Here is an 11950-nt window from a genome sequence, read left to right as displayed (position 1 = left end):
GCGCGGGGCGCGGGGCGCGGGGCGCGGGGCGCGGGGCGCGGGGCGCGGGGCGCGGGGCGCGGGGCGCGGGGCGCGGGGCGCGGGGCGCGGGGCGCGGGGCGCAGGGGCGCAGGGGCGCAGGGACGCGAGGCGGAATGAGAGGTTTCGGCCGCTTGGGGGTCTCCTTCCCGGCAGGATGGTCGATGTCGACCTTCCGCTGCGTCGATCGACGCGTCGAACCTTGGGGTGTGAGGGGCGGATGTCCGGACGAGGCGGCAGGGCCACGCTGATCGCGGTGGCGGTCGTGCTGGCCTGGTTGGTGATCGGGGGTGTGTCCGGCCCGTACTCGGGACGCCTCAGCGAGGTCGCCACCAACGACAACGCCGCCTTCCTGCCCACCGACGCCGAGGCGACCCGCGCCCAGGACCTCGCCGGCGAGTTCGTCGACCGGCAGACCATCCCGGCTCTGGTCGTCTACGAGCGGCCCACTGGGATCACCGATGCGGACCGGCAACGGGTGAGCGCCGACGCCGCCCGGTTCGCCCAGATCCCCGGAGTGGTCACCCCACTGCCCCCGCCCATCCCGAGCGACGACGGCCAGGCGCTCCAGGTCGTCGTACCGGTGGACGACGCCGAGGGCGAGGAGATCGGCACCGTCGTCGAGCAGCTCCGCGACATCACCGGCGGCGACCGGGACGGACTCACCGTGGACGTCTCCGGCCCGGCCGGTCTGCTCGCCGACCTGATCGAGGTCTTCTCCGCCATCGACGGACCACTGCTGCTGGTCACCCTGGTCGTGGTGCTGGTCATCCTGCTGGTCGTCTACCGCAGCCCGGTCCTGTGGATCTTCCCGCTGCTGGCCGCCGGGATGTCGTACGCCCTCGCCTCGGTCTTCGTCTACCTGCTGGCCGACGCGGACGTGGTCAAGCTCAACGGGCAGGCCCAGGGCATCCTCACCGTGCTGGTGTTCGGTGCCGGCACCGACTACGCGCTGCTGCTGATCGCCCGCTACCGGGAGGAGCTGCACCAGCACGAGCGCCCCTGGGACGCCATGAAGGCCGCCTGGAAGGGTGCCGCGCCAGCCATCATCGCGTCCGGCGGCACCGTCATCGTCAGCCTGCTCTGCCTGTTGCTGTCCAGCCTCAACTCCAACCGGGCGCTCGGACCGGTCGCCGCCATCGGCATCGCCGCCACCCTGCTGGTGATGCTCACCTTCCTCCCCGCGCTGCTGGTGCTCGGCGGACGGTGGGCGTTCTGGCCCCGACGGCCCCGAGCCGACCAGGCCGACCCGCGGGCCGAACACGGCATCTGGAGCCGCGTCGCCGGCTTCGTCGCCCGGCACGCCCGCCCGATCTGGCTGAGCACCGCCGTCGTGCTGGCCCTGCTGACCCTCGGCCTCACCCAGCTCGGCGCCACCACCCTCGGCCAGTCCGACCTGTTCACCCAGCGCACCGACTCGGTGGACGGTCAGGAGGTGATCTCCCGGCACTACCCGGCCGGCACCGGCAGCCCGGCCACCATCTTCACCACCGAGCAGACCGCCCGGCAGGTCGCCCAGGTGGCGAAGGACGTGCCCGGGGTCGCCGACGTCCGCCCTCTCACCGCCGGCCCGCAGACCGGCCCGCCTGAGGCGAACGCGGCCCCGAAGGTCGTCGACGGGCGGGTCCAACTGGAGGCGACCCTGGCCGACCCGCCGGACAGCGACGGCGCCGAGCGGACCATCCGCGAGCTGCGGGTGGCCGTACACCAGGTGCCCGGCGCGGACGCGGTGGTCGGCGGCTTCACCGCGATCAACGTGGACACCTCGGACGCCGCGAAGCGCGACCAGAACGTCATCATCCCGGTGGTGCTGGTGGTCATCGCGGTCATCCTGGCCCTGCTGCTGCGCGCGCTGCTCGCCCCGCTGCTGCTGATCGCCACGGTGCTGCTCAGCTTCGCGGCGACCCTCGGCCTCTGCGCGCTGCTGTTCCGCCACGTCTTCGACTTCCCCGGCGTGGACTCGTCGTTCCCGCTGTTCGCGTTCGTCTTCCTGGTCGCGCTCGGCATCGACTACAACATCTTCCTGATGAGCCGCGTCCGCGAAGAATCGGTCAAGCGCGGCACCCGCGCCGGAGTGCTCGCCGGCCTCGCCGTCACCGGCGGGGTGATCACCTCCGCCGGCATCGTGCTCGCCGCGACGTTCTCCGCCCTCGCCGTCCTGCCACTCGTGGTGCTCGTCGAATTGGGTACGGCGGTCGCGATCGGGGTACTGATCGACACCATCATCGTCCGGTCGCTGCTGGTGCCCGCACTCGCGTACGACATCGGGCCGAAGATCTGGTGGCCAGGCCGGTTGTCCCGGGCGAACGGCGAGCGGGAGGCGCGCGGTGCTGGCTGAAACCGATGTGGTCATCGTCGGCGGCGGCCTGGCCGGCCTCGCCGCCGCCCGCCGGCTGCACCGCGCCGGCGTGCCCTGGCGACTGGTGGAGGCCGAGGGTCGGCTCGGCGGCCGGGTCGCCACCGACGTGGCCGACGGTCACCTCATCGACCGGGGCTTCCAGGTGCTCAACACCGCCTACCCCCGGCTCGGCACACTGCTCGACACCGACCAGCTCAACCTCGGCTACTTCACCTCCGGTGTGCTGGTCCGCAAGGGCGACAAGCTGCTGCGGCTGGTCAACCCGTTGCGCGAGCCGACCGGCGGGCCCGGCACCGCGCTCGCCGGCGTCGGTTCCCTGCTCGACCGGCTGCGCTTCGCCGCCCTCGCCACCGGCTGCGCCACCCTCCCCGCGTCCCGGCTGCTCGACGCGCCGGAAACCAGCACCGAGACCGCGCTGCGCCGCGCCAGCCTCTCCGACGCCATCATCGAGGAGCTGCTGCGACCGTTCCTGTCCGGTGTGTTCATCGACCGGGAACTCTCCACCTCCAGTCACGTGCTGGCGATGGTGCTGCGCTCCTTCGCCCGCGGCCGGATCGGCCTGCCGGCCGAAGGAATGGCCGCGCTGCCCCGGGCCATCGCCGCGCCGCTCCCCGCCGACCTGCTCGACCTGAACACCCCGGTCGCCGAGGTCACTCCGGGCCGGGTCCGCACCCAGGCCGGCGACATCCACTGCCGGGCCGTCGTGGTCGCCGTCGACCCGCCCGCCGCGGCCGCGCTGCTGCCAGCCCTGGCGACGGTACGCATGCACAGCTACACCACCTACTACCACAGCGCCCCCGAGCCGCCGCTCACCGAGCCGATCCTGCTCGTCGACGGCGACCGACGCGAACTCGTCGCCAACACCGTGGTGCTCAGCAACGCCGCCCCGACGTACGCGCCCACCGGGCGGCACCTCATCGCCACCTCGGTGGTCGGCCCGACGGCCCCACCCGAGCCGACCATCCGGGCCGAGTTGACCCGGCTGTACGGCCGTAACACCGCCGACTGGACCCACCTCACCACCGTGGCCATTCCCCAGGCGCTACCCGCCGCGCCACCGCCGCAGGGACGGCTGCGCAAGCCGGTGGCGCTGGGGGAGAGCCTCTTCGTGGCCGGTGACCACCGGGACAGCCCATCGATCCAAGGCGCTCTCACCAGCGGCTGGCGCGCCGCCGGCGCCGCACTGGACGAGCTGCGCGCCGGCTGACGGTCGTACCCGAGCACGCTGTTATATTCCTGTTGCCCATCGTGCTGGCGCAGGCGTGGGCACCGGCCGGCTCGATGCTGGCTGCTGATCGCCGAGCGGGATAAGATCCGGCGCGGTGTTTCGGGGCGGTAGCTCAGCCGGTTAGAGCAGGGGACTCATAATCCCTCGGTCGCGGGTTCGAGCCCCGCCCGCCCCACCAGGTAAAACACTAGATCGCCGATCGTCGCGTGGCGCTACTCGTGGTGCTCGCGCGCCACGGTCGGCCCGACGGCGACGGCGAACGGGCGCGAAGCGCCAACGAGGCGAGATCATGGAACTGCCAGCGGCTCAATTAGGGTGAAGGTCTACGCGGGCATCGACCCCATCACGAAGAAGCGGCACCACCTGACCGAGACCATCCCGCCCGGCCCGACCGCCCTCAAGGAAGCCGAGAAGGCGCGTACGCGGTTCCTGGCTCAGGTGGACGACCGGCGCAACCCGCGTACCCGAGCCAGCGTCGACCAGTTGCTTGACCGGTGGCTCGAAGTGCTCGACGTGGAGGCATCAACCCGGCAGGGGTACGTCAAGACGCTGAACAAGCACGTACGGCCGCTGCTTGGCAAGCTGCCGGTGGGCCCGCTGGATGCCGAGACGCTGGAGTTCTTCTATGCATTGCTGCGGAAGTGCCGTGGCCACTGTGGAGGCGGCCGTAAGGCGATCGAGCACCGGAAGGCAGGGCCGCATGACTGCACCGACAAGTGCCGGCCGCATGAGTGCAAGCCGCTCGCCCCGGCCTCGATCCGGCAGATTCACTGGATCCTGTCCGGCGCGCTGAACCGGGCTGTCCGGTGGCGCTGGATCGCCGTCAACCCGGCAGATCAAGCGGAGAAGCCTGGAATGCCTCAGCCCAACCCTCACCCACCATCGGCAGCGGAAGCGGCCCGGCTGGTCACTGAGGCGTGGAAGGACCCCGACTGGGGGGCGTTCGTGTGCGTGGCCATGACGACGGGAGCGCGCGGGTGAGCTGTGCGCGCTGCGGCGGTCCGAGGTGGACCTGGACAGGGCCGTGCTGACTCTGCGGAGCGCCCTGTACTTGGGCGACGCGCAGGAAAGCTGCGGGAAAAGGACACCAAGACGCATCAGCAGCGGCGCGTGGCCCTAGACGCGGAGACCGTAGACGTGTTGCGCGACCAGTTGGAGCGCCGCGAGGAACGCGCCTCGGTGCTGGGATCGTCGCTGCCCTCCGACGGCTACGTGTTCTCACGGACCCCGTTGGTGTGGCGCCGCTCATGCCAGACACGGCCACCCGGCGTTTCAGTCGGATGGCCGCGCGGCTTGGTCTCGCCACGAACCTGCATGCTTTGCAACATTATTCGGCAACCGAATTGATCGCTGCCGGCGTCGACGTCCGGACCGTCGCTGGTCGGCTTGGGCACGGTGGGGGCGGAGCGACGACCTTGCGGGTCTACGCTGCGTGGTTATCAGAATCCGACCAGCGAGCAGCTTCCGCTCTTAGCGCCCGCATGCCCTCTCGGCCGCGCCTTCGTTAGCGCTGAAGTTCCCCGCCTACGCTTCATCTAGATCAGATAGAGAGCACCAAATATTAGGATAAAGGTTGCGCTGTAAAGTATGCTTGTTGAAGGGCTCTTGAGGGCTGAAGATACATCTTTTAGCCCTGGCTTCTCGATGTCCATCGTCCATTGCTCGGCGAGGCCAGCGGCCACGCTTCTATAGAGTGCTCTGTACTTGCGCTCGATGGCCAGATAATACGAATCAAGCAGGCCCATGGCCGCCACGACGTAAAGTGCAAGGGCGATAATCGCAGAGCGTTTCGATGCCGCTCCGATGCTTAGCAGGGCAGCGACGACGGTAATCATCCATCCCTTGATGGTGCTTGACTGGTTGGCCATCCTTGTGATAACCGACTGGATCATCTGAAGGTGCTGCTCGGAAGGCATGCCGTGATGATGGCATGCCGCCCCAACGGAACCGCTTGGCCGTACTTGACGCGAAGTAAGCGTGGCTCGTGTACCCCCCCCCGCCCACATCACCAACTAGAGTGTGCTGCTAGCCGGTGACGTAGGACAGACGGGCGGTCTAAATGGAAAGCTCCCCGTTGGCGAGGGCCGGCGGCAGGAAGGCGAGCGTGATCTCGCAGCGGTTGGTCAGCGGCCGCATCACTTCTCTGACCTGGGGTTTTGGCCCGAAAACCCTCGCTGCAATGAACTTAGACGGTTCGCTAGTGATGGTGCGTCCTTCAGGCCGCCGCGTTGTGGAGCTCTCTGGCCGCTCCGTCCGATTCTCTGCAAAGTCGCGAAGACTCTTCACGTACGACCATTATCACCTGTGGGTTTGGTCTGGTTCAACATACTCTTTGATAAATGAGACGGATTTTTCCGATTCGATCGTTTCTGCAGAGTGGTGTCCTGACGGGAACCGAATTGCCGTCTCGCTTTCTGACGGCGGGGTGGAGATATTAGACGGAGAGTCTCTGTCTGTCGTCAGTTCGGCAATAATCGAGTCGCCTGACCACGTCGTCATTGCCTGGTCGGATAGGGAGACGCTGATAACCTCATACCGCGAGGGCGGTATCGCGGCGTGGGACACCACCGATTCATATCTAGAGAAGGTTGCTCATTCCACTGTCGGCCATAAGGGTGGCTCGCTAACTGGAATCGACCGGCTCGGCGATGGCATCGTTACTAGCGGCACAGATGGCACCCTGCAAATTTGGGATGCGAAACTAGAATCGCAGAATGTCTTCGAATCTCCTAAGGGGTTCGGGTTCGAATCAGTATCGGCCTGCATTTATCGGGGGCAGCAATACTTGGTTTCGCCAGATGAAGACGGCAACTTCCATGTCTTCTCCCAGAACGAGATGAGGCTTGTCAGTACGATCAAGGCCGAAATTGATGCAAACTACGGTTCTAATTTGGCTGGCTTCTCTCCTGATATGACGAGATTTGCTGCGATCTCGTCAAATCGGCAGCGCGCTCTGATCTGGACAGCTGAGCGGCTCATAGCCGACGCGACGTATACGTCTAGCTCGCAGTATCGAAACGCGAAAGTAGTCCTCGTGGGCGATAGCGGGGTGGGAAAATCTGGGTTGGCTTTTCCCCTGTCAGGGAGGATGTTCGAACCGACAGAATCGACGCATGGGCGACAAGTATGGTCTTCTGGGAGGAAGGAGGTCCGGCTAAGTGGTGGTCGGAAGGAAATCCGAGAGGTTCTTCTTTGGGACCTTGCTGGACAGCCCGGATACCGCTTATTCCATCGCCTTTCCCTGCGGGACGTCACGATAGCTTTGGTGGTTTTTGACTCTAGAAACGAAAGTGATCCGTTCCGAGGGGTGATGTACTGGGCCAGAGCCCTCGATGAGGCTACGTCGTCCCAGGGCGGTGCCGTAAAGCTCCTTGTCTCGGCAAGGAACGACCGAGGGGGAGTAAAGGTCAGTGAACAGAGGATAAAGGACTTCCTCGAAAAGGGTGGTTTTAGCGGGTATTTTGAGACGAGTGCCAAGACAGCCGACGGCATCGCGGAACTGCAGAGCGCGGTCGAGCGGCTCGTTTCTTGGTCAAAGTTGCCTGTCATTGTGGCACCGAACGTGTTCGTTGAAATACGGGAATTCTTGATTCGTCAGAAGGAGTTGGGAATTCTTCTCACCTCTGAATCGGAGCTACGTTCGGCCTTCGAAGCGACTAGCCGAGGTACGGTCGATAGGCAGATATTCCATACGTGCCTACAGAGGCTAGAGGCCGCAGGGCTGGTTTCGAGAGCATCGATTGGGAGCGTCTGGCTACTGCAGCCGGAGCTGCTGGATAACTACGCAGCGTGGTTGTCTCAGGCAGCCCGGCTGGAACCTGACGGGCTAGGCGCAATTTCTGAGAGCCGGGCATTGTCAGGGGACTATAGGCATGATGCGCTAGCGAAAACTGCTGATGAAAGGCTGATGCTGCTTACGGCTATCCAGGAAGTGGTTGGCCGCGGACTTGCTATTAGAGTGGACACGGAAAAAGGGCAGATACTCGTCTTCCCATCAGAACTGCGGGCAGACCTTCCGGACTACCCGGGCCGCTATAATCGTGAGATATCCTTTGCGTTTTCAGGTCCCGTTTCTGCAATCTATGCTGCGATAACTGTTCGGCTTGTCAATTCATTCACCTATGGACACGATTATTCTCTATATCGAAATGCGGCCCTTTTTAGGGCTTCGAGCGGTGATGCTGTCTACGGATTCGCCGCACATCATACGAATCTCGATGACGATTCGGAAGGTGCTTTCGTCGTCTTCTTTGGTGGCGGGGCATCTCGTGAGCGCAAGTTAAACTTTATGCGGTATATCGATTATCAGCTTCAACAAATGGCTATAGAGGGCTCCATAGTTCGAAACCGGCTCTATGTGTGTTGTGACGAACAGGTTCCCGAAAGCGCAGTTCATAAGAGGCGTCAGAATGGCGAACGAACCGTCTTGTGTCCGATTTGTGGTGTTCACCAAGCTATGGACGACCTCGTTCTTGAGTCCCAGTTGGCCGACAAAGAGACCGTTGCAATGTCACAGCAGGCGCTCGGTGAGCAGGAACGTCAGCAGCGGCTCATTATTATGCCGGCACGCGAGAGTGCTTCCCAGTTCGATGCGTTCATCTGCTATAACACCGTTGATCGGCCCATGGTCAATCGATTCCGGTCCCTGCTGCGGGATAACGGGATCTTAGCCTGGCAGGATATTCAGAATCTCAGCCCCGGGGATCAGCCCACCGCTGCAATCGAGCGAATGTTGGATGAAGTCCCTGTCGCGTTGGTTATATTTGGCCCTAACTCAATGGGCCCCTGGCAGGAACAAGAGTATTATGTGGTGCTTCAACGAGCCGTCAAGCGGCGCGAGGGGAAGTTGCCACTACGTCTTATTCCTGTGCTGCTCCCGGGAGCGCCAGATGTAGAGGAGCTCCCTGGATTCGCCAGAAATTTCGTGGTCCTGGACATTCGAACGCAAGGATTTGAAGACCACGCAATTCAACCGTTGATCAAGCAAGTCCTTGATGCCCGGCGTTCGTAGTACCCGCGCGTCCAGGACGAGCAACACCAGGGCAACCAGGTGTCCGCAGACGACAAGCGGCGGGCGGAGGTACGCCAGGATCCGTGCGACCATCGGAAGACCCTACGTGATGTGACCGACTTCGATGGGGGTGCAAACGGGCCCGACCGGCGAGCGGTGACGTGAGGAGGGGCAGGACATGGTTCCAGGCACCCGTGACGAGCTGCTCGAACGCTTGGCTGAGGCGGTTGGTGCCGTCACGGTCGCCCACCCGACGCGCGTCGCCGTCGACGGGCCGCCGGCCGCCGGTAAGACCACCCTCGCCGATGAGCTGGCCGTCGTCCTGCGCGCGCAGGGCCGCGAGGTCATCCGCGCCACGATCGACGACTTCCTCTTCCCTCGGGCGCAGCGCTATCCACGCGGCGAGTTTTCGGCCGAGGGTTGCTACCACGACACCCACGACTATCAGGCACTGAGGCGGGTTCTCCTCGACCCGCTGGGGCCGGGCGGGGATCGGCGCTTCCAACCCGCGGTCTACGACCGCGCAACGGATGCCGTGCTGTCTCCGCCGGTCGTGACTGCCCCGGCCGACGCCGTGCTCGTCTTCGACGGCGTCTTCCTGCTGCGCCCGGAACTGGTAGACCGGTGGGAGCTGCGCGTCTTCGTGTCGACGGCATTCGACAAGACAGTGGACCGTGCCGTGGTCCGGGAGCGCCGGGCGTCGACCCGGGCCGACATCGAACGGCGCTGGCGGGAGCGTTACATCCCCTCCCAGCAGCTCTACCTCGCTACGGCCCGGCCGACCCAGCACGCTGACATCGTCGTGCACAACGACGAGCCTCAGCGGCCGGTCTGGAAGACGCGGACGCACTGACCGCACTCATCCCGTCGAGCGCACAGTGGGCGGCCGCATCACCCACGGTCGACGTACTGGCCAAACGGCTCGACGGATCCATCCCAACCGTTCCAACCCTGTTGGGTGACCTGCCCGTTCGCGTAGGTGTACGACCAGCGGGCGCCGTCCTCGCCTTCGATGTGGACCGTTCCGGAGCGGACGAACGGCGCGATCGCGACGTAGAAGGCGATGGCCTGGTACGACCACTTGGGGTCGCCCTCGTCGTCATGCTCGAATTCGATCCAGTCGCCGTCGCGGGTGATCGAGGCTCTGGCCTCGCACGCTATGTCGACAAGCGTGTCATCCGACGGGGAGTCGTCGGGGTCGTACCACCCAGATTGTTTGGCCATGGCGGCTTTGGCGGCGGCGACCGCGGCGGCGTCGTCCGAAGCCGGTAGGTGCAGACGGCCTGACGGCCACACCGAATATCCCACGGTGGACATCCTACGGCTGTCGATGTCCGTCACGTCGAAGACGTTGGCCGCAGGCATCGACGGGTGGCAGGCCCGTGCGATGATCAGCGCGAGTGCCAGGTGGCGGAAGGAAAGAGCGTGACCGATCCGCAGCAGGGCTCCGGTCGACGGGAGCCGTTCTGGCAGACAATGGCCGGGATGCTCACCGCCGTCGCAGCCCTGATCACCGCGATCGTGGGTGCGGCGGCCTTCGTGCACCAGATCGGCGGCTTCGGCGCGGACGACGGTCAGCAGACGTCCACCGGGGCGACCGCCCCGCCTTCCACCGCGCCCAGTTCGGCGGCGACGGCTGGCCCGGCCGTGACGCCACCGCGTGCCGGTTCGCTGGACGGCGCGGGCGCGGGTCCGTACGAGTTGCTGTTCACCAACAACGGTGTCGACCTTGACGCGGACCCACCGAAGGTCGCCACGGGCCCGGATCCCAGCGTCGACATCTACGACACCGGCAACGTGATGACGAGCTACCCGGCCTGGTCTGGTCTGGCGAAGTGGGGCCAGCCCGGCGCACCGCAACGGCAGCACTGCCTTTCGCTGCTCAACAGCTTCGCGACGAGCAACTCCCGATATGTCAAGGGGAGCCGATACTGCGTTCGCACGCAGGGCGACCTGCATGTCGCAGCCGTCGAGTTCGTCGAGCCCATGAGCGGCGGGTGGAAGATTCGTGTGACGGTCTGGCCAGGTACGGCGAGCTGACATCCGGAGGTGCCCCCCCGGCTACTGGTCGCCCTGACCCTGCTCGCGGGTCCGCCGAATGCTGCCGACCTCGCCTTTGATCGGCAGCCAGTAGAAGGGAATGAACGCGATGACCACCACGAGGCCGACGACCGGGTGAAGCGCGCCCAGCGCGGTCCCGACGATGATCCAGAACGGCGCGGGGCGGAAGCGTCTGCTGATCGCCCGTGCGGTGTCGCCGTCGGTGGTGGGGGTCAGCAGGCGGCGACCGTGCCTGGCGTACTCCCAGATCACGTTGAAGAGGATGGCGGCCACCACGTAGGTGGCCCCGTAGAAGATGAGTGCGGTGCGCTGGCCGTGGCCGGACTCGAACGCGTGGGCCAGGAGGGACGAGGCGAACGGCAGAAACGCGATCACCATCAGCAGCAGGGTGTTGAGCAGAAGCAGCATGCGGTCGGCGGAGCGGATGTGGTCGAACATGACGTGGTGGTTCACCCACATCTGCCCGATCAGCAGGAAGGTGATGGCGTACGCCAGGTAGGAAGGCCACAGTTCGGTGAGGCCGCGGAGCAGGTGCTCGGTGTCCTCCGGCGGCTGGATCTCCAGGACGAGCAGGGTGACGGCGATGGCGATGACCGCGTCACTGAAGGTGACTGCCCGCTTCGGATCTCGTTCCGCACCGATCGGGTTGCTGGATCTGGTTGTGCCCTCGGTGGAGACGCCACGAGCCGCGCGAAACCAGCGCATGAGCCTCCCCCACGGTGGTCACCCAAGAGCCTTCCGGTGCCGCGGGTTCCCGCCGTCGCGGAAACCAAACCGGCCTGCGGGTCAGGCAGGGTCTTCCGCCGGAAACGAGTTGGCCTCAGCCGATGTGCAGCAGCAACACCTGGTGGTCGCCGAGGTCGGAGACGCAGTCGCGCAACAGCCTCAGCCCGTCCAGCCCGGCCGGGCCGCTCTCCTCGAAGTCCATCCCCATCTCGGCGAAGTGGGACGCCAGATCCTCGGCGCGGTGCGCTGCGGGGTCGAGCTGATCCAGTAACCCTGGTGCGGGAGCGATGAGCGTGGTCAGGCCGTACGCACTGTTGATCGCCTCCGACTCGGCGTTGAACTCCGGCGGATCCAGGTCGATGTCGCGCTCCTCGAGGTAGGTAAGGACGTACAACATGCAGTAGCCGGACCAGTCGTACTCGTGTCGCGCGCTGCTCCCGTGTTCGGCCAGGTACGCGCGGAACGACGACGGCGATGTGCGGGCCAGGCGGGCCAGCTCGGTGATGCTGTCCCGGGGGACCACTGTCAGTGACGCGATGGCGGACAT

At 65.5% G+C, this 11950-nt stretch carries 11 protein-coding genes and 1 tRNA gene; 8 read left to right on the top strand and 4 right to left on the bottom strand.

The genetic code is table 11. The annotated features are described in order from the left end of the window. The first annotated feature begins 238 nt into the window (after positions 1-238). The 5 genes from AB0877_RS14570 (at position 239) to AB0877_RS14550 (ending at position 5113) form a co-directional block, all read left to right on the top strand. A complete protein-coding gene (locus AB0877_RS14570) occupies positions 239-2356 on the top strand; it encodes an MMPL family transporter (protein ID WP_366609026.1) in 2118 nt (705 codons plus the stop codon). Beyond that, on the top strand, positions 2346-3584 hold the full coding sequence (locus tag AB0877_RS14565; RefSeq protein ID WP_366609025.1) for an FAD-dependent oxidoreductase: 1239 nt from the start codon (positions 2346-2348) through the stop codon (positions 3582-3584). Before AB0877_RS14570 ends, AB0877_RS14565 begins: the two co-directional genes overlap by 11 nt. Before the next feature lie 122 nt (positions 3585-3706). Next, positions 3707-3783: transfer RNA gene (locus AB0877_RS14560), tRNA-Ile, on the top strand. A gap of 137 nt (positions 3784-3920) precedes the next feature. Continuing rightward, positions 3921-4586, top strand: coding sequence for a hypothetical protein (locus AB0877_RS14555; RefSeq protein ID WP_366609024.1), 666 nt, complete (start codon positions 3921-3923; stop codon positions 4584-4586). A gap of 266 nt (positions 4587-4852) precedes the next feature. After that, complete coding sequence (locus AB0877_RS14550; protein WP_366609023.1) at positions 4853-5113, top strand: tyrosine-type recombinase/integrase; 261 nt, start codon at positions 4853-4855, stop codon at positions 5111-5113. A 27-nt stretch (positions 5114-5140) separates the two neighbouring features. Here AB0877_RS14550 and AB0877_RS14545 read toward each other — a convergent pair whose 3' ends face one another. After that, positions 5141-5521, bottom strand: a complete 381-nt coding sequence (locus tag AB0877_RS14545; RefSeq protein WP_366609022.1) for a hypothetical protein — start codon at positions 5519-5521, stop codon at positions 5141-5143. 143 nt (positions 5522-5664) lie between these two features. Between AB0877_RS14545 and AB0877_RS14540 the strand changes: the two genes are divergently transcribed. After that, a complete protein-coding gene (locus AB0877_RS14540) occupies positions 5665-8616 on the top strand; it encodes a TIR domain-containing protein (protein ID WP_366609021.1) in 2952 nt (983 codons plus the stop codon). Positions 8617-8794: 178 nt separating this feature from the next. Continuing rightward, on the top strand, positions 8795-9469 hold the full coding sequence (locus tag AB0877_RS14535) for a cytidylate kinase family protein (RefSeq protein ID WP_366609020.1): 675 nt from the start codon (positions 8795-8797) through the stop codon (positions 9467-9469). A gap of 38 nt (positions 9470-9507) precedes the next feature. Here the strand turns inward: AB0877_RS14535 and AB0877_RS14530 are convergent, their stop codons facing one another. After that, positions 9508-9957, bottom strand: a complete 450-nt coding sequence (locus AB0877_RS14530; protein ID WP_366609019.1) for a hypothetical protein — start codon at positions 9955-9957, stop codon at positions 9508-9510. A gap of 84 nt (positions 9958-10041) precedes the next feature. On the opposite strand from AB0877_RS14530, the gene AB0877_RS14525 reads away from it, so the two are divergent. Continuing rightward, on the top strand, positions 10042-10656 hold the full coding sequence (locus AB0877_RS14525) for a hypothetical protein (RefSeq protein WP_366609018.1): 615 nt from the start codon (positions 10042-10044) through the stop codon (positions 10654-10656). Between the two features lie 21 nt (positions 10657-10677). Here AB0877_RS14525 and AB0877_RS14520 read toward each other — a convergent pair whose 3' ends face one another. Both AB0877_RS14520 and AB0877_RS14515 read right to left on the bottom strand, forming a co-directional pair. Next, positions 10678-11382, bottom strand: coding sequence for a TMEM175 family protein (locus AB0877_RS14520; RefSeq protein WP_366609017.1), 705 nt, complete (start codon positions 11380-11382; stop codon positions 10678-10680). Positions 11383-11497: 115 nt separating this feature from the next. Then, a complete protein-coding gene (locus tag AB0877_RS14515; RefSeq protein WP_366609016.1) occupies positions 11498-11950 on the bottom strand; it encodes a hypothetical protein in 453 nt (150 codons plus the stop codon).

It is taken from the genome of Micromonospora sp. NPDC047644, assembly GCF_040704315.1.
Classification (GTDB): domain Bacteria; phylum Actinomycetota; class Actinomycetes; order Mycobacteriales; family Micromonosporaceae; genus Micromonospora.
The sequence above is the reverse complement of the archived record's forward strand: the minus strand, read 5'-3'. Positions and strand labels throughout refer to the sequence as shown.

Excerpts from the sequence above, each read along its gene's own strand:
- AB0877_RS14570 (WP_366609026.1), top strand. The coding sequence starts at position 239 with ATGTCCGGACGAGGCGGCAGGGCCACGCTGATCGCGGTGGCGGTCGTG.
- AB0877_RS14550 (WP_366609023.1), top strand. The coding sequence starts at position 4,853 with ATGCCAGACACGGCCACCCGGCGTTTCAGTCGGATGGCCGCGCGGCTT.
- AB0877_RS14545 (WP_366609022.1), bottom strand. The coding sequence starts at position 5,521 with ATGCCTTCCGAGCAGCACCTTCAGATGATCCAGTCGGTTATCACAAGG.
- AB0877_RS14540 (WP_366609021.1), top strand. The coding sequence starts at position 5,665 with ATGGAAAGCTCCCCGTTGGCGAGGGCCGGCGGCAGGAAGGCGAGCGTG.
- AB0877_RS14535 (WP_366609020.1), top strand. The coding sequence starts at position 8,795 with ATGGTTCCAGGCACCCGTGACGAGCTGCTCGAACGCTTGGCTGAGGCG.
- AB0877_RS14520 (WP_366609017.1), bottom strand. The coding sequence starts at position 11,382 with ATGCGCTGGTTTCGCGCGGCTCGTGGCGTCTCCACCGAGGGCACAACC.
- AB0877_RS14515 (WP_366609016.1), bottom strand. The coding sequence starts at position 11,950 with ATGTCCGCCATCGCGTCACTGACAGTGGTCCCCCGGGACAGCATCACC.